This is a genomic window from Streptomyces sp. NPDC046831 (genome assembly GCF_040645305.1).
GTDB lineage: Bacteria > Actinomycetota > Actinomycetes > Streptomycetales > Streptomycetaceae > Streptomyces.
In genome coordinates this window covers 33,777-54,001 of sequence record NZ_JBEYXZ010000042.1, presented here as the reverse complement: position 1 = coordinate 54,001, position 20,225 = coordinate 33,777, and the positions used below count along the sequence as shown (strand labels likewise).

At 73.9% G+C, this 20,225-nt stretch carries 16 protein-coding genes and 1 pseudogene; 14 read left to right on the top strand and 3 right to left on the bottom strand.

What is annotated here, in order from left to right; all coding sequences use genetic code 11:
* The 4 genes and pseudogenes from ABZ920_RS27215 to ABZ920_RS27200 all read left to right on the top strand — a co-directional run.
* Positions 1–179, top strand: a pseudogene (locus ABZ920_RS27215) (4-hydroxy-3-methylbut-2-en-1-yl diphosphate synthase); the annotation flags it as partial.
* Between the two features lie 120 nt (positions 180–299).
* Positions 300–1,148 carry a GNAT family N-acetyltransferase gene (locus ABZ920_RS27210; RefSeq protein ID WP_361510281.1) on the top strand — a complete coding sequence of 283 codons (849 nt, stop codon included), beginning with the start codon at positions 300–302 and terminating at the stop codon, positions 1,146–1,148.
* A 442-nt stretch (positions 1,149–1,590) separates the two neighbouring features.
* Entirely contained in the window at positions 1,591–2,160 is a 570-nt protein-coding gene (locus ABZ920_RS27205; RefSeq protein WP_361510278.1) for a GNAT family N-acetyltransferase, read from the top strand.
* Between the two features lie 219 nt (positions 2,161–2,379).
* A complete protein-coding gene (locus ABZ920_RS27200; protein WP_361510275.1) occupies positions 2,380–4,083 on the top strand; it encodes a proline--tRNA ligase in 1,704 nt (567 codons plus the stop codon).
* 357 nt (positions 4,084–4,440) lie between these two features.
* Here ABZ920_RS27200 and ABZ920_RS27195 read toward each other — a convergent pair whose 3' ends face one another.
* From ABZ920_RS27195 to ABZ920_RS27185, 3 genes are all read right to left on the bottom strand, one after another.
* The gene (locus ABZ920_RS27195) at positions 4,441–5,340 is read right to left on the bottom strand and encodes an aminoglycoside phosphotransferase family protein (protein ID WP_361510272.1); all 900 of its coding nucleotides are present in this window, start codon (positions 5,338–5,340) and stop codon (positions 4,441–4,443) included.
* A gap of 127 nt (positions 5,341–5,467) precedes the next feature.
* The gene (locus ABZ920_RS27190; protein ID WP_361510269.1) at positions 5,468–5,932 is read right to left on the bottom strand and encodes a ferritin-like domain-containing protein; all 465 of its coding nucleotides are present in this window, start codon (positions 5,930–5,932) and stop codon (positions 5,468–5,470) included.
* The gene (locus tag ABZ920_RS27185) at positions 5,929–6,501 is read right to left on the bottom strand and encodes a hypothetical protein (RefSeq protein ID WP_361510266.1); all 573 of its coding nucleotides are present in this window, start codon (positions 6,499–6,501) and stop codon (positions 5,929–5,931) included. The genes ABZ920_RS27190 and ABZ920_RS27185 overlap by 4 nt, the downstream gene beginning before the upstream one ends.
* A 225-nt stretch (positions 6,502–6,726) precedes the next feature.
* On the opposite strand from ABZ920_RS27185, the gene rimP reads away from it, so the two are divergent.
* From rimP to ABZ920_RS27135, 10 genes are all read left to right on the top strand, one after another.
* Positions 6,727–7,224 carry a ribosome maturation factor RimP gene (gene rimP, locus ABZ920_RS27180; protein ID WP_361510263.1) on the top strand — a complete coding sequence of 166 codons (498 nt, stop codon included), beginning with the start codon at positions 6,727–6,729 and terminating at the stop codon, positions 7,222–7,224.
* Between the two features lie 2 nt (positions 7,225–7,226).
* Entirely contained in the window at positions 7,227–8,213 is a 987-nt protein-coding gene (gene nusA, locus ABZ920_RS27175) for a transcription termination factor NusA (protein ID WP_361510260.1), read from the top strand.
* Positions 8,214–8,351: 138 nt separating this feature from the next.
* On the top strand, positions 8,352–8,633 hold the full coding sequence (locus ABZ920_RS27170; RefSeq protein ID WP_361510257.1) for a YlxR family RNase P modulator: 282 nt from the start codon (positions 8,352–8,354) through the stop codon (positions 8,631–8,633).
* A gap of 217 nt (positions 8,634–8,850) precedes the next feature.
* On the top strand, positions 8,851–11,889 hold the full coding sequence (gene infB / locus ABZ920_RS27165; RefSeq protein WP_361510255.1) for a translation initiation factor IF-2: 3,039 nt from the start codon (positions 8,851–8,853) through the stop codon (positions 11,887–11,889).
* Between the two features lie 462 nt (positions 11,890–12,351).
* On the top strand, positions 12,352–12,645 hold the full coding sequence (locus ABZ920_RS27160; protein ID WP_361510252.1) for a DUF503 domain-containing protein: 294 nt from the start codon (positions 12,352–12,354) through the stop codon (positions 12,643–12,645).
* 47 nt (positions 12,646–12,692) lie between these two features.
* Positions 12,693–13,145: a 30S ribosome-binding factor RbfA gene (rbfA, locus tag ABZ920_RS27155; RefSeq protein WP_361510249.1), complete on the top strand. Its 453-nt coding sequence runs from the start codon at positions 12,693–12,695 to the stop codon at positions 13,143–13,145.
* Positions 13,142–14,047 (top strand): tRNA pseudouridine(55) synthase TruB, encoded by a 906-nt coding sequence (gene truB / locus ABZ920_RS27150; RefSeq protein WP_361510246.1) that lies wholly within the window; start codon positions 13,142–13,144, stop codon positions 14,045–14,047. Before rbfA ends, truB begins: the two co-directional genes overlap by 4 nt.
* Positions 14,048–14,864: 817 nt before the next feature.
* Positions 14,865–15,866: a bifunctional riboflavin kinase/FAD synthetase gene (locus ABZ920_RS27145; RefSeq protein WP_361510244.1), complete on the top strand. Its 1,002-nt coding sequence runs from the start codon at positions 14,865–14,867 to the stop codon at positions 15,864–15,866.
* Positions 15,867–16,075: 209 nt separating this feature from the next.
* Positions 16,076–19,681 (top strand): serine protease, encoded by a 3,606-nt coding sequence (locus tag ABZ920_RS27140; protein WP_361510241.1) that lies wholly within the window; start codon positions 16,076–16,078, stop codon positions 19,679–19,681.
* A gap of 6 nt (positions 19,682–19,687) precedes the next feature.
* Positions 19,688–20,080 (top strand): CU044_2847 family protein, encoded by a 393-nt coding sequence (locus tag ABZ920_RS27135; RefSeq protein ID WP_361510238.1) that lies wholly within the window; start codon positions 19,688–19,690, stop codon positions 20,078–20,080.
* The last annotated feature ends 145 nt before the right edge of the window (positions 20,081–20,225 follow it).

Sequence of the window (20,225 nt, the reverse complement as noted above, 5' to 3'; positions counted from 1 at the left end):
ACCTGGGCGTGGCCTCCGGCAACGGCAAGGGCCAGATCTTCGTCAAGGGCCAGGTCATCAAGACCGTGCCGGAGTCGAAGATCGTGGAGACCCTCATCGAGGAGGCCATGAAGCTCGCCGCGCAGATGGAGGCCGACGGCACCGCCTCCGGCGAGCCCTCGGTGTCGGTCGCCGGCTGAGGGTCCGGCACCGGGTCGCCGCACCCCCGTCCCACCGCGTCGCCCGAGGGGGGCGACGCGGCACCAGGGGTGGCAGGTACAGTGCGGAGACCAGCAGAACCCCAGGGTGAGGCCCCGCACGTGTTGACCCAGACCACCTCACGGGTGCTCGGACCGAGCGACCTGGACGCCGCGCTCGCCGTCCTCCACCGCGAGCCGGTCGCGAACGCCTTCGTCACCTCCCGGGTACAGGTCGCCGGACTCGACCCGTGGCGTCTCGGCGGCGAGATGTGGGGCTGGTACGAGGACGGCGTGCTCACCTCCCTGTGCTACGCGGGCGCCAACCTGGTCCCCATCTGCGCCACCCCGCGCGCCGTGCGCGCCTTCGCCGACCGGGCCCGCCGGGCCGGCCGCCGCTGCTCCTCGATCGTCGGCCCGGTCGAGCCGACCGCCCAGCTGTGGCGGCTTCTCGAACCCGGCTGGGGACCGGCCCGCGAGGTCCGCGCCCACCAGCCCCTGATGGTCACCGACCGCATGCCGTCCGACATCGCCCCCGATCCCCACGTGCGCCGCATCCGCAAGGACGAGATGGAAACGATCATGCCGGCGTGCGTGGCGATGTTCACCGAGGAGGTCGGCGTCTCCCCGCTCGCCGGCGACGGCGGGATGCTCTACCAGGCCCGTGTCGCCGAACTCGTCGGCTCCGGCCGCTCCTTCGCCCGCCTCGACGAGCACGGCAAGGTCGTGTTCAAGGCGGAGATCGGCGCCGCGACCCCGCAGGCCTGCCAGGTCCAGGGAGTGTGGGTGGCACCCGAGTACCGCGGGAAGGGCATCGCGGCCCCCGGCATGGCGGCGGTGCTGCGGTACGCGCTGGCCGACGTTGCGCCGGTGGTGAGCCTGTACGTCAACGACTTCAACACCCCCGCGCGCCGGACCTACCGCAGGGTGGGCTTCGAGGAGGTCGGCGCGTTCATGAGCGTGCTCTTCTAGCGCCGCCCCACCTCGGCGCTGCACAGCCGGGCCGCGCCCCACTCGGGCCCGCGCCCCACTCGGGCCCGTGTCTCACTCGGGCCCGCGCCCTGTTCGGGCCCGCGCCCTGTTCGGGCCCGCGCCCGCCCTGCCCGGGCCCGGGCGCCGCACCGGCCCGGTCCGGTTCTCCCGCCTTCCGCCTTCCGCCGCTCACGGCTCCGTCCGTGCCCGCGGGTGTCAGGGGGTGCCGCGTTCCGCGCCCCTCGCCGCAGCGGTCCGCGCGGCGGGCCCGTTCTCGTGCAGCGGCCTGCTCGCCGTTCCGGGTCCCCACCGGGCGGTCCGGCCCCTTCTCCCCGAGCCGGGGGGATCCGCCCGCCGCCTCCCGGCGCCGCGTTCGACCGGTTCCGGCGGCCCCCCAGCCGCGCCGCGCCGGGCCTCGCGCGCGCCCTGTAGTCTCCCCGGCATGCCCCACTTCCCCGGTCACGGCCGCCCCCACCCCGACGACATCGTGATCGGCCCCCTCGACCTGCCCGCCCGTGTCGACGAGGCGCTCGCCGTGCAGGCCGTCGCCTTCGGGCTCGGCGCCGAAGAGGTCGCCGTACGCCGGCAGATCGTGCTGCGGCACATGACCTACCCGGACGCCCGCGCCCTCGGCGCCACCACCGCCGACGGGCGGCTGGTCGGGTTCGTCTACGGCATGCCCAACAACCGCGCGCACTGGTGGTCCACCGTCGTCGAGCCCTACCTCCGCGCCCGCGGGCACGACCACTGGCTCGACGACTCCTTCGTCATCACCGAGCTGCACGTGCACCCGGACCACCAGAACCGCGGCATCGGCCGGAGCCTGATCACCGCGATCACCGACAGCGCCGACGAACCCCGCTCGATCCTCTCCGCGATCGACACCGACAGCCCGGCACGCGGCCTCTACCACTCGCTCGGCTACCAGGACCTCGCCCGCCGGGTGATCTTCCCCAGCGCCCCGATGCCCTACGCCGTCATGGGCGCCCCGCTCCCGCTGCGCCGCCGCTGAGCCCTGTCGTCCGGGGCCCGGCGTCGCGGGGTCCGCCGCGCACCTCCACCGTGGCCGGCACCCCGGCACCGGACGCGCCACGACCTGGCCGGACCCGGCCCGGACGGGCTCCCCGGGCGCGCCGGGGGCGCTCCGCGCCGCGCTAACCGATTTCCACCGGGATGGACCGCCCGGCTAACCTCCTAGCCATCACCCCACCGCAGCAGGAGTACGAGAACCATGGCGAACCCACCGGTCCAGCGCATGTCCCAGTTGATGGCCAAGACGTTGCGTGACGACCCGGCGGACGCCGAGGTCCTCAGCCACAAGCTGCTCGTACGCGCCGGCTACGTCCGCCGCACCGCCGCCGGCATCTGGACCTGGCTGCCCCTGGGCAGGAAGGTCCTCGCCAACGTGGAGCGCATCGTCCGCGAGGAGATGGACGCGATCGGCGCCCAGGAGGTGCTGCTGCCCGCCCTGCTGCCGCGCGAGCCCTACGAGGCGACCGGCCGCTGGGAGGAGTACGGCGCCGAGCTGTTCCGCCTGCAGGACCGCAAGGGCGGCGACTACCTCCTCGGCCCGACCCACGAGGAGATCTTCACGCTGCTGGTGAAGGACCAGGCGTCCTCGTACAAGGACCTGCCGGTCATCCTCTACCAGATCCAGACCAAGTTCCGGGACGAGGCACGGCCCCGCGCGGGCATCCTGCGCGGCCGCGAGTTCCTGATGAAGGACTCCTACTCCTTCGACCTCTCCGACGAGGGCCTCGCCGAGTCCTACGCCCTGCACCGCCAGGCCTACCAGCGGATCTTCGGCCGCCTCGGCCTGGACTACCGCATCTGCGCCGCCACCGCGGGCGCGATGGGCGGCTCGAAGTCCGAGGAGTTCCTCGCCCCGGCCGGCGCCGGCGAGGACACCTTCGCCGACTGCCCCCACTGCGACTTCGCCGCCAACACCGAGGCGATCACCTACGAGCTGGCGCCGGTGGACGCCACCGGCGTGCCCGCGCCCGAGGAGATCCCGACCCCGGACACCCCCACCATCGAGACCCTGGCCGCCTCCCTCGGCGTCCCGGCTTCCGCGACCCTGAAGAACCTGCTCGTGAAGGTGGACGGCGAGATCGTCGCCGTCGGCGTCCCCGGCGACCGCGAGGTCGACCTGGGCAAGGTCGAGGCGCACTTCGCCCCGGCCGCCGTCGAGCTGGTCACCGCGGAGGACTTCACGGGCCGGCCCGACCTGGTCCGCGGCTACGTCGGCCCGCAGGGCCTGGAGAAGGTCCGCTACATCGCCGACCCGCGCGTGGCCCCCGGCACCGCGTGGATCACGGGCGCCAACAAGGAGCACACACACGCGAAGAACGTCGTCGCGGGCCGCGACTTCGAGGTCGACGAGTACGTCGACGTCGTGGTCGTCCAGGAGGGCGACCCGTGCCCCAAGTGCGGCACCGGCCTGAAGCTGGACCGTGCCATCGAGATCGGGCACATCTTCCAGCTGGGCCGCAAGTACACCGACGCCCTCAAGCTCGACGTGCTCGGCCAGAACGGCAAGCCGGTCCGCGTGACCATGGGCTCCTACGGCATCGGTGTCTCCCGCGCGGTCGCGGCCCTCGCCGAGCAGCTCGCCGACGACAAGGGCCTGGTCTGGCCGAAGGAGGTCGCCCCGGCCGACGTGCACGTGGTGGCCGCGGGCAAGGCCCTGCAGACCGAGCTGGCCCTCGACGTGTCGCAGAAGCTGGCCGCCGCCGGCGTGCGCGTCCTGGTCGACGACCGGGCCGGCGTCTCCCCGGGCGTGAAGTTCACCGACTCCGAGCTGATCGGCGTGCCGCAGATCCTGGTGGCCGGCCGGCGCGCGGGTGAGGGCGTGGTCGAGCTGAAGGACCGCAGGACCGGCGAGCGCGAGGAACTCACCGTCGAGGAGGCCGTCGCCCGCCTGACGGCGGAGTGAGGCGGAACCACCCACGGGAAGGGCCTGCGGGCCCTTCCCGCATCCCCGCCCAGGCCGGTCCCTCACGTCCACCGGTCCGGGACGGTGAGGCCGGTCCCTCTCGGGAATCGCCGATGAGACCGGGCCGCTCAGCGCTCCCGGTCGACGGCAGGGCGCGCGGTCCGGACGGCGCGCCGCGCGGCGCGCCACCGCAGCCGCACGGCGCCCTCCCGCCGCCACTGAGTGCGCCGCCCGTTCCCGCACGCGGACGCTGCTTGCCCGAGCACCGCGCGCCCCCGCACGTGGCTCGCCCCCGGCACGCGCGTCGCCGCACCTCCCGTCGTGCGGGGGCCGGTCGCCGTCGCGGACGCCGGCGCGTCACAGCCAGGACGCGAACTCCAGCAGCAGTTCCGCGTCCCGCGGACGGCCGACCCGGCGGGCCCGGACCCCGGACTCCACGGCCCGGAACAGCGTCCACCCGCGCAGCCGCTCCCGGTCCACCTCCAGCGACTCCGCCAGCCGCTTGACCCGCCGGCGGGTCGTCGAGGCGCCGGACGGCGAGGCGATCAGGTCCTCCACCCGGTCGCGGACCAGGCGCGCCAGATCGAAGGCGCCCTCGCCGACCACCGGGTCGGGGCCGACGGCCAGCCACGGCACCCGGTCCCCGGCGAGCACCTTGCTCTGCCGGAACGTGCCGTGCAGCAGCAGCCGTTCCGGGGGCGCGGCCAGCAACTCCTCCCGCACCGCGAGCGCCGCCTCGACCAGCGGCGCCGCCTCGGGATCGGACTCGGCGCCCGCCCGCATCGCCTCGGCCTGCCGTCCGGTCCGCTCCTCGACGGTCTCGAAGGGGTGGCCGGGCGGGGGTTCCACCCACAGCCGCCGCAAGGTGCCCGCGGCCTCCAGCAGCGCCCTGGCCTCCGGCAGTGAGCGCACCGACACGTCCGGGTGCAGCCGCTCCAGCAGCAGCACGCCCTCGGTCCTGAAGGGCTCCAGCAACTGGACGGCACCCCGCCCGCCCCAGTGGGCGAGCGCCGCGCGCTCGCTCTCCGGCCGGGCCCGGGGCGGAGCCAGCTTGAGCACGGCGGGCGTCCCGTCGGCCGTCCGGACCAGCACCACCAGGCTGCTGCGCCCACCGGGCACCTGCACCCGCTCGACGGTCAGCTCGCGCAGCGCGACCGCCTCCCGCGCCGTCTCGGGCAGCTTCTCCAGCCAGTCGTCGCCGGCGGGTGCCGTCTCACCGAGCGCCCGCACCAGACGCCGCGGCGGTTCGAAAGCCATGCGCGAGTCGCTCCTTCCGTGCCCTTCCCGGACGCGTCACCTGCCGCCAAGCCCCGTGCCCCGTGGATCGAACCGCAGGCGTCCCCCCGTCCGTCCTACGCCGCGTGCGGCCCGTGTGCCTCCCGGATCACGCCGCCGGTGTCGTCGGCGGTGCGGCCGTTTCCGCCCGCTCGGGCAGACCAGGGAAGGCTACGCTCCCGCCGCGCCAGCGCACCGCCCGGACCGCCGCCTCCCGCAGCGCCCCGGCGGCGGCGCGGCGCCGCTCGCCGTCCGCGGCCCGCACCAGGTCGGAGTAGACCGCCGCCATCCGGTCCTCGAGCTCGGCGGCGAGCCGGAGCGCCGCCACGGCGTCCGGCACCGGGAAGGGCAGCGCGTACGCCGCGGCGGCGGCCACCGGCCGGCCACCCAGGTCCCGGACCTCGCGGGCGAGGGCGTCCCGCCGCGCCCGGTGCGCGTCGTAGGCCGTGCGCGCCTCCGCGCGCCTGTGCTCGCCGATCCGGGCGCCGACGACACCGTAGCCGTACACCGCCGCGTGCTCGGCCGCGAGCGCCGCCTGCAGGGCCGAGACCGCGGGTGCGTCTGTCTCGCTCACTTGGCTCCCTCCGTCAGCAGATACGCGTGTGCCGCCCCGGCCGCCGCCACGGAGGCCAGCAGCCGCGCCAGCTCGCCCGGCACCCCGAGCAGGGCCGTCGTCCGCCGGTCCGCGAGGGACCGTTCGGCGGCGGCGAGCGCGGCGAGGGCGTCCTTCTCGTTCGGCGGGACGGCGGCGGAGACGGAAGGCGACGCCCCGGCGCCCGCGGCGTCCGGCGCCGAGGCGCTCGCCCCCTCCGGTCCGGCCGGCACCGCCGGCGCCTCGGAAGCCGTGGGCGAGGCCCCGGCGGCGCCGAACGCCCCCTCGTGCCGGGCGACCTCGGCCCGCAGCGGCCGCAGCCGCTCCGCCAGCGCCGGATGCGCGGCGATCACGGCGTCGTAACGTTCCCTCAGCCCGCGGCTGTCCCGCGCGGCACGCGCGCGGGCCCGTTCGGCCGCGGACGGATCCGCGCCGCCCGGGTCACCGGACCCGCCGGCGCAGCCCACGAGCAGGGCGCCCCCGGCGGCCGAGGCGAGCAGGCTCCTTCTGCGCGGACCCGTGAGGGCGCGCGGGGGTGAGGGGAACGGCACGGCAGACGTCCTCGGGGGGTTCGAACGCGACAACACGCGACAACGGCACTTGCGGGCGGCTCGCCCGTGATCACGGTACCCGTGCACCTGTCCGGTTCCACTCAGCGGCACCACGCCACGCGGCCGCCCCGCCGCAGTGGACGGCAACACCCCTTCGGAGCGGATACCCTTTGACCAGACACGCGACGTACCCACAACAGCACACGCGGCCGAGGAGTCACCCGGATGAGCACCAACCAGAGCGAGAGGCTGCGGGAACTGCTGGAACCGCTCGTCGCCTCCCAGGGGCTGGATCTCGAAGAGATCGCCGTGGACTCCGTCGGACGCAAGCGTGTGCTGCGCGTCGTCGTCGACTCCAACACCGGGGCGGACCTGGACCAGATCGCCGATGTGAGCCGTGCGCTCTCGGCGAAGCTCGACGAGACGGACGCGATGGGCCAGGGGGAGTACACCCTGGAGGTCGGCACCGTGGGCGCGGAGCGCCTCCTCACGGAACACCGGCACTACGTGCGTGCCACGGGCCGGCTGGTGAGGTTCCGGCTGGCCGGGGGCGGTGAGCTGGTGGCCAGGATCCTGCAGGTCGACGACGAAGGCCTCGACCTGGAAGTGCCCGGCGTCAAGGGCCGCAAGGCCACCACCCGCAGACTCGGCTTCCCGGACGTCGCCGAGGCGCGCGTCCAGGTCGAGTTCAGCCGCAAGGACCAGAAGGAAGAGGAGGCGTAGCCGTGGACATCGACATGAGCGCCCTGCGGGGCTTGGTACGGGAGAAGGAGATCTCCTTCGACCTGCTGGTCGAGGCGATCGAGTCGGCCCTCCTCATTGCCTACCACCGCACCGAGGGAAGCCGCCGCCACGCGCGCGTGGAGCTGAACCGGGAGACCGGCCATGTGACCGTGTGGGCGAAGGAGGACCCCGAGGACCTCGAGGAGGGCCAGGAGCCCCGCGAGTTCGACGACACCCCGTCCGGCTTCGGGCGGATCGCCGCGACCACCGCCAAGCAGGTGATCCTGCAGCGGCTGCGCGACGCGGAGGACGACGCCACGCTCGGGGAGTACGCCGGCCGTGAGGGCGACATCGTCACCGGTGTGGTCCAGCAGGGGCGCGACCCGAAGAACGTGCTCGTCGACATCGGCAAGCTGGAGGCCATCCTGCCGGTGCAGGAGCAGGTGCCGGGGGAGAGGTACCCGCACGGCACGCGCCTGCGGTCGTACGTCGTCCGGGTGGCCAAGGGCGTCCGCGGACCGTCCGTGACCCTCTCCCGCACGCACCCCAACCTGGTGAAGAAGCTCTTCGCCCTGGAGGTGCCGGAGATCGCCGACGGGTCCGTCGAGATCGCCGCGATCGCCCGTGAGGCCGGTCACCGTACGAAGATCGCCGTGCGGTCCACCCGTTCGGGCCTGAACGCCAAGGGCGCCTGCATCGGTCCCATGGGCGGCCGGGTGCGCAACGTGATGGGCGAGCTGAACGGCGAGAAGATCGACATCGTCGACTGGTCGGACGACCCGGCCGAGATGGTGGCGAACGCGCTGTCGCCGGCCCGTGTCTCCAAGGTGGAGGTCGTGGACCTGGCCAGCCGGTCGGCGCGGGTGACCGTGCCCGATTACCAGCTGTCCCTGGCCATCGGCAAGGAGGGGCAGAACGCCCGCCTCGCGGCCCGGCTCACCGGATGGCGGATCGACATCCGCCCCGACACCGAGCAGGCGTCCGTCTGAGTCCCTGCCCGGGGTGTCGCCCGGGGAGGGGGAATAGATCTGAGCCGCAGGTCGCTTAGATCACGACAGTTCTGTACACAAGGTCTGTTCGACCTCTCCCCCGTGGGGGTGAGATCGGTCAGGGGAGGTAGACTAGGAGTGTCTGGCCGGACGCGTGCCCGCGTATGCCCTGAACGCACCTGTGTGGGGTGCCGGGAGCGAGCGGCCAAGACCGAACTGCTGCGGACCGTGGTGGCCGAGGACGCATGCGTCCCCGATCCTCGCGGTACGCTGCCCGGCCGGGGTGCCTATGTACACCCCGCCTCGGTCTGTCTCGACCAGGCGGTGCGCCGCCGGGCGTTTCCGCGGGCGCTCCGCGTCCCGGGACCGCTCGACGTAAAGGCGTTGCGCCACTACGTCGAGCAGGCACAAGGTTGCTGACACGGCAGCCGACGGCCTGCTGGGTGATGCCGGCCATGCCAGGCGGAACCGAGCAGGCGACACGGTAAGGAAGACGTGCCGCGCGGAGCCCCGTGCGGCCTGGTACCTCGCGAGTCGAAAGCAGGTCGAGATTGCGATGAGCACTCGATGAGTACGCGATGAGTACGCCCATGAACTAGCGACGGTCCGGCCGCAACCCGGACCTCAGAGGAGCGAAGTGGCTAAGGTCCGGGTCTACGAACTCGCCAAGGAGTTCGGTGTTGAGAGCAAGGTCGTCATGGCCAAGCTCCAGGAGCTCGGTGAATTCGTCCGATCGGCGTCTTCGACGATCGAGGCGCCCGTAGTACGCAAACTGACCGACGCCTTCCAGCAGGGCAGCGGCAACGGCCGGTCCGCCGGCAAGCCGTCCGCCCCCAGGAAGGCCGCCCCCAGGCCCGCCGCGCCCTCCGCGGCGCAGGCTGGTGGCACTCCCGCGCGCCCGGCTGCCCCGAAGCCGCCGGCCGCCCCCGCCGCGGCGCAGCAGCCCGCGGCCCCGTCCGCGCCGGCTCCCGGCCCGCGTCCGGTTCCGGGCCCCAAGCCCGCGCCGCGCCCGGCCCCGGCGGCGCCCACCACGCCGGAGTTCACCGCTCCGCCGTCGGCTCCGTCTCCGGCCGCGCCGAAGCCGGGCGCCCGTCCCGGCGCCCCGCGTCCCGGCGCCCGTCCCGGCGCCCAGGGCCAGGGCCAGGCCGGCCGTCCCGGTCAGGGCCAGCGCCCCGGCGGCCAGGGCCAGCGCCCCGGCGGTCAGGCTCCGCGTCCGGGCGGTCGTCCGGCCGGTCCGCGCCCGGGCAACAACCCCTTCACCTCCGGTGGCTCCACCGGCATGGCGCGCCCGCAGGCGCCCCGTCCGCAGGGCCCGCGGCCCGGCGGCCCCGGTGCCCCCGGCGCCGGTCCCCGTCCGCAGGCGCCCGGCGCCCAGGGCGGCGGTCCGCGTCCGCAGGGTCCGGGCGGTCCCCGCCCGACCCCGGGCTCGATGCCGCGTCCGCAGGGCGGTCCGCGTCCCGGCCCGGCCGGCCCGCGTCCGAACCCCGGCATGATGCCGCAGCGTCCCGCTGCCGGCCCGCGTCCCGGCCCCGGCGGCCGCGGTCCGGGCGGTGCGGGTCGTCCCGGCGGCGCCGGCCGTCCCGGTGGCGGCGGCTTCGCCGGCCGTCCCGGTGGCGGTGGCGGTGCCGGTCGTCCCGGTGGCGGCGGTGGCTTCGCCGGTCGTCCCGGTGGCGGTGGCGGCGGCTTCGGTGGCGGCGGTGGCCGTCCCGGCTTCGGCGGTCGTCCGGGTGGTCCCGGTGGCCGTGGCGGCACGCAGGGTGCCTTCGGCCGTCCGGGTGGTCCCGCGCGCCGCGGCCGCAAGTCGAAGCGGCAGCGCCGTCAGGAGTACGAGGCCATGCAGGCCCCGTCGGTCGGCGGCGTGATGCTGCCTCGCGGCAACGGCGAGACCATTCGCCTGTCGCGCGGTGCGTCGCTCACCGACTTCGCGGAGAAGATCAACGCCAACCCGGCGTCGCTCGTCGCGGTCATGATGAACCTGGGCGAGATGGTCACGGCCACGCAGTCCGTCTCCGACGAGACGCTGCAGCTCCTGGCCGACGAGATGAACTACCAGATTCAGATCGTCAGCCCGGAGGAGGAGGACCGCGAGCTCCTCGAGTCCTTCGACATCGAGTTCGGTGAGGACGAGGGCTCCGAGGAGGACCTGGTCGTCCGTCCGCCGGTCGTGACCGTCATGGGTCACGTCGACCACGGCAAGACCCGCCTGCTCGACGCCATCCGCAAGACGAACGTCATCGCGGGCGAGGCCGGTGGCATCACCCAGCACATCGGTGCCTACCAGGTCGCGACCGAGGTCAACGACGAAGAGCGGAAGATCACCTTCATCGACACCCCGGGTCACGAGGCGTTCACCGCCATGCGTGCCCGTGGTGCGAAGTCGACCGACATCGCGATCCTGGTCGTCGCGGCCAACGACGGCGTCATGCCGCAGACGGTCGAGGCGCTCAACCACGCGAAGGCGGCCGACGTCCCGATCGTGGTCGCGGTCAACAAGATCGACGTCGAGGGCGCCGACCCGACCAAGGTGCGCGGTCAGCTGACCGAGTACGGCCTGGTGGCCGAGGAGTACGGCGGCGACACCATGTTCGTCGACATCTCCGCCAAGCAGGGTCTGCACATCGACTCGCTGCTGGAGGCCGTGATCCTCACGGCCGACGCCTCGCTCGACCTGCGGGCCAACCCGCACCAGGACGCGCAGGGCATCTCGATCGAGTCCCGCCTCGACCGCGGCCGCGGTGCCGTGGCGACGGTCCTCGTGCAGCGAGGCACGCTGCGGGTCGGCGACACGATGGTCGTGGGCGACGCCTACGGTCGCGTCCGCGCCATGCTCGACGACAACGGCAACAACGTGTCCGAGGCCGGACCCTCGACGCCGGTCCAGGTCCTGGGCCTGACCAACGTCCCGGGTGCGGGCGACAACTTCCTTGTGGTCGACGAGGACCGTACGGCCCGTCAGATCGCGGAGAAGCGCGCCGCCCGTGAGCGCAACGCGGCCTTCGCCAAGCGCACGCGCCGCGTGTCGCTGGAGGACCTGGACAAGGTGCTCAAGGCCGGCGAGGTCCAGCAGCTCAACCTCATCATCAAGGGTGACGCTTCTGGTTCCGTCGAGGCCCTCGAGTCCTCGCTGCTCCAGCTGGACGTCGGCGAGGAGGTCGACATCCGCGTCCTGCACCGCGGCGTCGGTGCGGTCACGGAGTCGGACATCGACCTGGCGATGGGCTCGGACGCCATCGTGATCGGCTTCAACGTGCGCGCCGCCGGGCGTGCCGCGCAGATGGCCGAGCGCGAGGGTGTGGACGTCCGGTACTACTCGGTCATCTACCAGGCGATCGAGGAGATCGAGGCGGCCCTCAAGGGCATGCTCAAGCCGGAGTACGAGGAGGTCGAGCTCGGCACGGCGGAGATCCGCGAGGTCTTCCGTTCGTCCAAGCTGGGCAACATCGCGGGTGTGCTCATCCGCTCCGGCGAGGTCCGCCGCAACACCAAGGCGCGCCTCATCCGCGACGGCAAGGTCATCGCGGAGAACCTCAACATCGAGGGTCTGCGTCGCTTCAAGGACGACGTCACCGAGATCCGCGAAGGCTACGAGGGTGGTATCAACCTCGGGAACTTCAACGACATCAAGGTCGACGACGTCATCGCGACGTACGAGATGCGCGAGAAGCCGCGGGCGTAACAGCCGACGGTTGGCCGCCGGCCGACGGGAACGCGTTCCCGTCGGCCGGCGTGCCGTTCCCGGGGTGCCGCCCCGGACTGAACGAACGGTTCCGTGGGCTGCAGCCCCAGGACGAACGGTCCCGGGGCTGCCGCTCCGGCCGCACGGGCTCGTCCCGGGCGGAACGGGTTCCCCGCACGGTGGACGGACCGCGGAGCCGAACGGCGTCGCGGCCGGTGCGGGACGCCCCGCACCGGACCCGCGGCGGGCACCTTCCACCCGGCCGGGACGCACCGGCGGACCGCACACCCCTGCTCCGGCGGACGCCGGGAGGCCCGGGGTGGCGCGAGCCCGCTGCTGACCTGCGTGGACGGAAAACCCCGTCGAGTCACCGGCAGGGTTCGGGGTACCGTTCTTGGTGTCCCTGCCGACACCGACGGCAGGACCAACGAACCCGTACCGGCGGGTGAACCGGATACACACATGTACGTGGGGACTCTGTCCTTCGACCTCCTCCTCGGCGACGTCCACTCGCTGAAGGAGAAGCGCTCCGTCGTCCGCCCGATCGTCGCCGAGCTCCAGCGGAAGTACTCCGTGAGCGCGGCGGAGGTGGACCACACCGACCTCCACCGAAGGGCCGTCATCGGCCTGGCCGTGGTCTCCGGCGACGCGGGGCATCTGACCGACGTACTCGACCGGTGCGAGCGGCTGGTCGCCGGCCGCCCCGAGGTGGAACTGCTGTCCGTCAGGCGGCGCTTCCACGGCGAGGACGACTGACGACCCTTGGCCAAGCACGTAGAGAAGAAAGAACGGGAGACGGACCAGTGGCCGACAACGCGCGGGCGAAAAGGCTGGCGGACCTCATCCGGGAGGTGGTGGCCCAGAAGCTGCAGCGTGGGATCAAGGACCCGCGGCTCGGCTCGCACGTCACCATCACGGACACCCGGGTCACGGGTGACCTGCGGGAGGCGACCGTCTTCTACACGGTCTACGGGGACGACGAGGAGCGGAAGGCCGCGGCCGCCGGTCTGGAGAGCGCCAAGGGCATCCTGCGCTCCGAGGTAGGCCGCGCGGCCGGCGTGAAGTTCACCCCGACCCTCACCTTCGTCGCGGACGCCCTCCCGGACACCGCCCGGACCATCGAGGACCTCCTCGACAAGGCACGCGCCTCCGACGCGGCGGTGCGCGAGGCGGCGACGGGCAAGACCTACGCCGGCGAGGCGGACCCGTACCGGAAGCCCGACTCCGACGACGAGACGGACGACACCGCCGAATGACCGACAAGCCCACCCCGCCCGACGGCCTCGTCATCGTCGACAAGCCTTCGGGCTTCACTTCGCACGACGTGGTCGCCAAGATGCGCGGGATCGCCCGGACCCGCCGCGTCGGCCACGCCGGCACGCTCGACCCCATGGCGACCGGCGTCCTCGTCCTCGGCGTGGAGAAGGCCACCAAGCTCCTCGGCCACCTCGCGCTGACCGAGAAGGAGTACCTCGGCACCGTCCGGCTCGGGCAGAACACGATCACCGACGACGCCGAGGGGGAGATCACCTCCTCCACCGACGCCTCGAAGGTGACCCGCGAGGCCATCGACGCGGGCATCGCCAAGCTGACCGGCGACATCATGCAGGTGCCGTCCAAGGTGAGCGCCATCAAGATCAAGGGCGTGCGGTCGTACAAGCGGGCCCGTGAGGGCGAGGAGTTCGAAATCCCGGCCCGGCCGGTCACCGTCTCCTCCTTCACCGTCCACGACGTGCGCGACGCCGTCGCCGAGGACGGCACGGCCGTGCTCGACCTGGTGGTGTCGGTGGTGTGCTCCTCCGGCACCTACATCCGCGCGCTCGCCCGCGACCTGGGCGCCGACCTCGGGGTCGGCGGCCACCTCGCCGCCCTGCGCCGCACCCGCGTCGGCCCCTACGGGCTGGACGCGGCCAGGACGCTGGACCAGCTCCAGCAGGAGCTGACCGTGCTGCCGCTCGCCGAGGCGGCCGCGGCCGCGTTCCCCGGCTGGCAGGTGGACGCGCGGCGCGCCCGGCTGCTCACCAACGGCGTGCGGCTGGAGATGCCCGAGGAGTACGCGGGCGCCGGGGCCGTCGCCGTCCTGGACCCCGAAGGACGTCTTCTCGCGCTCGTGGAGGAGCACCGGGGCAAGGCCAAGAGCCTGGCCGTCTTCGGCTGAGGCGCCTTCTCGGGCGGGCGCTGTCCCTCCGCCCGTGGAGCGGCGATCACGGGTGTCCACAGTCGCCGCTCCACGGGTGCCCCCTCGGTTCCCCCACCCCTAGGCTTATCCACCCGCTCCCGCGTATTCACCCGACTGGGCAGGCGCTCGGAGTGAACGGAGGGAGCGCAAGGGGGCGCGTTCGCCGCGTGCGCCGTCCCGGAGGGACGGGCCGCGGCGTCGGCGTACGCCCTGACCGCGCACCGCCGGTCCTGTCCGCTCCGACCGCGTACCGCCGACGCCCACCGCGTACGCCGACGCCCAGCACGTACCGCATACGCCGACCCCGCACCGCAGGCCCACCGCGTACTGCCGACGCCGACCCCGCACCGCCGGCGTCCACCGCGTACTGCCGACGCCGTCCGCACCGATCCGACCGCGCACCGCTGCGCCGCACCGGCCGCGCGCCGCTCGCCCCCGGGGCGACGGCTCCGCCCCGCACGGCCGTGCCCGCGCCCGGCCGTGCTCCCGCACGGCCCGGGAACCGCCCGGTTCCGGCCCTCGCCCGCGAGGAGGCCCGGCAGTCCTGGACGCCGTGCCGCCCGTCGCCGCGTACTCCTCCGAGGACCACCTCGGCGGTCCCGTCCACCGCACCGGACGCCTCCTCGTCCGCGCGCCCGAGGACGGCCGGGCCGTCAGCGACCGTCCCGTGCGGCGGACCGGGGACGTGCGCCGGGTCACAGCCCCATGCCGATGCGGGCGGGGACCGCGCGGCATGGCACCCTTAGACCTGCGGAAGAGGCAACACGGACACGGGTTTCGACGAGGAGCGGTCACAGTGCAGCGCTGGCGTGGCTTGGAGGACATCCCCCAGGACTGGGGGCGCAGCGTCGTCACCATCGGTTCCTACGACGGCGTCCACCGCGGTCACCAGCTGATCATCCGGCACGCCGTGGACCGCGCCCGCGCCCTCGGTGTGCCCGCCGTCGTCGTCACCTTCGACCCGCACCCCAGCGAGGTGGTCCGCCCCGGCAGCCACCCCCCGCTGCTCGCCCCGCACCACCGCCGTGCCGACCTCATGGCCGACCTCGGCGTGGACGCGGTGCTCGTCCTGCCCTTCACCACCGAGTTCTCGAAGCTCTCCCCGGCCGACTTCGTGGTCAAGGTCCTGGTCGACAAGCTGCACGCCAAGGCGGTCGTCGAGGGCCCCAACTTCCGCTTCGGCCACCGGGCCGCCGGCAACGTGGACTTCCTCGTCGCGCAGGGCCGGATCTACGACTTCGAGGTCGAGGCCGTCGACCTGTACCTGACCGGTGAGGCGGGCGGCGGCGAGCCGTTCTCCTCCACCCTCACCCGGCGCCTGGTCTCCGAGGGGGACGTCGAGGGCGCACGGGAGATCCTGGGCCGCCCGCACCGGGTGGAGGGGATCGTGGTCCGCGGCGCCCAGCGCGGCCGCGAGCTGGGCTTCCCCACGGCGAACGTCGAGACGCTGCCGCACACCGCGATCCCCGCCGACGGGGTGTACGCGGGCTACCTCCACGCCCAGGGCGAGGCGATGCCGGCCGCTGTCTCCGTCGGCACGAACCCGCAGTTCGACGGCACCGAGCGCACGGTCGAGGCGTACGCCATCGACCGGGTCGGCCTCGATCTGTACGGCCTGCACGTCGCCGTCGACTTCGTGGCGTTCGTGCGCGGCCAGGCCAAGTTCGAGTCGCTGGACGCCCTCCTGGAGACCATGGCCGAGGACGTCCGGACGTGCCGGGAGATCATCGCGGCGGACGAGAAGGGCGCCTGGTCCCGTCCGGCCGGCCAGGGGCGCTGCCCCGGAACGCCGCACTGAGTTCCGTACGGTGCCGATGATCCCGTCTCCGGCGCCCGTCACCGTGGCCTCAACGGGGCGGCGTCCTCCCGGACGGCGCTGTCTTCTTCCCGTCCGTGGCCACCGCAGGTGATTGCCGTACCGGAGGGCGGAAGTCACACTGGTCCCGTCAATCACGTCGGCGGCGCTACGGCAACGCCGAGCTGTTGATCGGATGATCGGGGGACATCGTGACGCAGGGCGGTGCCGCGCCGAGTGACGCGGCGGTGGTGAGAATCCTCAACGCCGACGGCAGGCCGGAGGGGGCCGGATTCCTCACCGGCCACCATGAAGTGATCACCTGCGCGCATGTGGTGGCCAGAGCGCTGGGCGCACCGTCCGACATGCTCACGGAGCCGCCCGCCGGACGATTATGGATCGACTTCCCCCTGGCGGAGCCCGGCCGGCGGACGGAGGTGCGGATCGGGTCGTGGACCCCGGTCCGGGCCGACGGGTCCGGCGACGTCGCCGTCCTCAAGCTGCTCACCGACCCGCCCGCCAAGGCGACGGTGGCCCGGCTGGTGGAGGACGCGGCCGGACCGGACCGCCGGGTGCGCACCTTCGGCTTCCCGGCCGGCTACGACGACGGCGCGTGGAGCGTCGGCTGGCTGCGCGGGCGGACCGGCGCCGGCTGGCTCCAGTACGACACCGATCCGTCCAGCGAGCACCGCGTGCAGACCGGCTTCTCGGGCGCCCCCGTCTGGGACGTGGCCGAGGGCGGAGTGGTCGGCATGGTCGTCGCCGCGGACGGCAGGCCGGACGTGCGCACGGCCTACCTCATCCCGACGCAGACGCTGCGCGAGAGCTCGTCGGCCCTGGGCGACACGGCGCTGCCGGCCTGCCCCTTCCGGGCCCTGGAGCCCTTCCACGAGCGCGACGCCGGCCTGTTCCACGGCCGCGAGGAGCCGGCCCGGCGCATCGTCGACCTGCTCGGTCACGCGCCGGCGATCAGCCTCGTCGGCCCGTCCGGCTGCGGCAAGTCCTCCTTGCTGCACGCCGGAGCACTGCCCGCGCTGCGCGCCCGCCGGGACCGGGAGATCGTGCTCTTCCGGCCCGGGCAGCTCGGCCGGAGCCCGCTCGCCGCGCTGGCTCTGGCGCTGCTGCCCCGTCTGGAGCCGGACCTGACCGAGACCGCCCGCCTGAAGGAGCTGCCCGGGCTGACGGACCTGCTGCGTGCAGGCCGGATGCCCGAGGTCGTCGACCGGCTGCTCGCCCGCCAGGGCTGGGACGGGCTGCTGGTGGTCGTCGACCAGTTCGAAGAGGCGCTCATCGGCACGGACAAGGCGGAACTGGACGCGCTGACGGCCGCACTCGGGCACGCGCTGCGCCCCGGCTCCAGGCTGCAGGTCGCGACGGCCCTGCGCGCCGACTTCCTCACCTCCGCCCTCAACCACCCCGGGCTCGCCCCGCTGTTGGCCGGCGACCGGCTGTTCACCGTGGGAGCGATGTCCGACGAGGAGCTGCGGGCGGCCGTCGAGCGTCCGCTGGACCACACCGGCGTCCGCTACGAACCGGGCCTGGTGGACCGCATCCTGAGCGACCTCGGGAGCGACCCCGGCCGGCTGCCCCTGCTGGAGTTCACCCTCACCAGGCTGTGGGAGCGCCAGCGGCACGGCGTCATCGGGCACGCCGCCTACGAGTCCCTGGGCCGGGTCGACGACGCGCTGGTCACCCATGCCGAACAGATCTGGGGCGGTGCCCTGACCGAGGAGGAGCGCCTGGCCGCCCGCGCCCTGCTCGTCCAGCTCGTCCACCCCGGCGACGAGCGGGTGGCGCCCACCCGCCGCACCGTGACCCGCTCCGAACTGCCGTCCCGGCAGTGGCGGATCGCCCAGCGGCTGATGACCACCCGCCTGGTCGTGCCCGGCGAGGAGTACCGGACCGGTGACGGGTCGCCCGTGGAGACCGTGGAACTGGCCCACGAGACACTGCTGACGCACTGGACCCGGCTGCGCGACTTCTTCGAGGCCGACCGCGGCTTCCGGCTCTGGCAGGAGGACCTGCGACGGCGGATCGCCCAGTGGGCCGCCGACGGGCAGCCGCGCAGTCGGCTGCTGCGCGGAGCGGACCTGCGGGACGCCCGCAACTGGCACGCGCGCCGGCCGGACGAACTGCTCGCCGCGGAGAAGGAGTACGTGGCGGCGAGCGTCCGGGGTGCACGCCGCCGCCGCACGCTGGTCGTCGCCCTCGTCGTCGTGCTCGGACTCGTCGCGGGGGGCGCGGGCCTGGAGGTCCGGGCGTGGCAGCGGGACGCCGGCAAGGACTCGGCCGCCAAGGCGTCCCGAGTGCTGGTGCAGCAGTCGCGCGACGCCGAGGGCATGGCCGACCCCACCGACCGGGGGGCGGGGTACACGGCGCTGCTGCTGGCCCTGCGCGCCTACCGCACCCAGGACACCGGGCAGACCCGTGCGCGCCTCGGTGAGATGTACGCGCGGTACGGCTTCGCCGACGTGATCGCCCCGCGGTACACAACGATCAACGGGCTCCTCACCGAGTCGCCGGAACAGCCGCCGAGTTCCTCCCTCACCGACGCCGGAGGACGGGTGATCGCCTCGCGTGCCGCCGACGGCAGGGTGGTCGTCCTGAAGCGCACCGACGGCCCGGGGGTCCGCCGGCTGTCGGCCGGGCACGACGCGGACGTCACGGCGGTCAGCCCGGACGGCTCCCTGGTGGCGATGGCCCGGACTGAGCTTCTCCCGGACACCGGCACCGTGCCGTCCACTCCGGCGGACCCGCGCGGGCTGCCCGTGCGTCTGTACGACGTACGGACCGGGCAGACCCGCACACTGGAACGGCCCCGGGGCGGGGACCCGTTCCCGGACGACGTGGGCGAGGTACCGGGGTTCCCCGGTCTGGAGCTGCCCGAGCTCGATCTCCACGACATTCCCGGCCTCACCCTGCCGACGCAGTACGCGCGACTCGCCTTCTCCCCCGACGGCACCGTGCTCGTGGGCCAGACCGGGTTGTTCGGCGACGGCGGCCGGCTCGTCCTGTGGGACACGGCCGGCGGACGCATCAAGAAGACCATGCCCGGCCTGCCGGAGCCGGTCGACGCGCTCTGGCTGGACGCCGGCGGGAAACGCCTGATCACGCTGACCGAGAGCGTCGGGGGCAAGTCCCTGGAGGTGACGACGTCGCTGAAGGTGTGGGACCTGACCGGGACGGCACCGCACGGGCGGGAACTGCTCGGCCTGAAGGAGTCGGCCGGGCACAGCGTGACGGTGGACGTGAGCCCGGACCTCACCCGGGCGGCCGTCGCCGAGACCTTCGTCAAGGGGCTGAAGGCCGAGCAGCGGCTGGCCGTCCGTGAACTGCCGGGCGGCAGGGTCCTCCGGCAGGAGCGGTCCTCGCAGCAGCTGCCGGCGACCGGGGTCACCGTGTCCGCCGGCGGTTCACGGGTGCTGGTCTACAGCGGGGCCGACATCCCTTCCTTCCCGTCCTCTTCACCCCCGGCGCCCGGCGGTTCCCCCGGCGACGGCCCCGTCGTCGCCGTCGCCCCCCGGTGGACGATCGACCTGCTGGGTTCGGACGACGGCCTGTCGGCGCTCCTGTACGAGTACCCCGGCGTGCTCGCCGTCGTCGGCCGCGGCAAGGGCGGACCGCTGCACCGGCTGCCGGCACCCCAGGCCGGCACCGGTGCGACCGGCAAGCCCGTCGGGGTTCCGTCGGCCGCCGAGGCGAAGCGGTGGATGGGGCGCCTGTGCGGCACCCTCGGCGACGAAACGCTGCCGCGGGCCGCCGAGGAGAAACTGCCCCCCGGTGCGTACCGGGGAGCGCTGTGCGCGAAGAAGGGATGACGACACATGGCCGAGGCCCAGCTGATCTGGGTGCCACTGAACGGTTCCGGGCAGTGCGGGGAAGCCGCACGGGTGGTGATGGAGGTCGAACCGGCCGCCTCCGGCATCGTGCGCGCCGCCCGGCCGGGTGAGGTGGCGGGGACCGCCGCGCGGACGCTGGCGGAGAGTTTCGACCAGGTGCGCGCCGCGGCCGCGACGCTCCTGGACCGGCTGACCACGTTTCCCAGCCCGCCCAGCACGGTCGAGGTCGAACTCGGAGTGAAGATCAACGCCGAGGCGGGAGCGGTCATCGCCAAGACGGCGGCCGAGGGGAACTTCACCGTCAGGCTGACCTGGCAGCGGGCCGACAGTGCCGACCCGCGCCAGGCCGCGAGCAGCGCGGACACGGCGACCGCCTGAGCGCGCCACCCCTTCCCCGGAGTCCGCCCCCCGGCGCGCCCCTGCCGTGCCCGGGAAGAAGGCCCCGGGTCATCGCGCTCCTGTCGTGCGGGTTCCTTCTGTTCGTGCCACGGACGACCTCGCCGGCATTGCTCTGCACAGCGAC

Coding starts and splice junctions, on each gene's coding strand:
- ABZ920_RS27205 (WP_361510278.1), top strand. CDS start 1,591: ATGCCCCACTTCCCCGGTCACGGCCGCCCCCACCCCGACGACATCGTG.
- ABZ920_RS27200 (WP_361510275.1), top strand. CDS start 2,380: ATGGCGAACCCACCGGTCCAGCGCATGTCCCAGTTGATGGCCAAGACG.
- ABZ920_RS27195 (WP_361510272.1), bottom strand. CDS start 5,340: ATGGCTTTCGAACCGCCGCGGCGTCTGGTGCGGGCGCTCGGTGAGACG.
- rimP (WP_361510263.1), top strand. CDS start 6,727: ATGAGCACCAACCAGAGCGAGAGGCTGCGGGAACTGCTGGAACCGCTC.
- ABZ920_RS27160 (WP_361510252.1), top strand. CDS start 12,352: ATGTACGTGGGGACTCTGTCCTTCGACCTCCTCCTCGGCGACGTCCAC.
- truB (WP_361510246.1), top strand. CDS start 13,142: ATGACCGACAAGCCCACCCCGCCCGACGGCCTCGTCATCGTCGACAAG.
- ABZ920_RS27135 (WP_361510238.1), top strand. CDS start 19,688: ATGGCCGAGGCCCAGCTGATCTGGGTGCCACTGAACGGTTCCGGGCAG.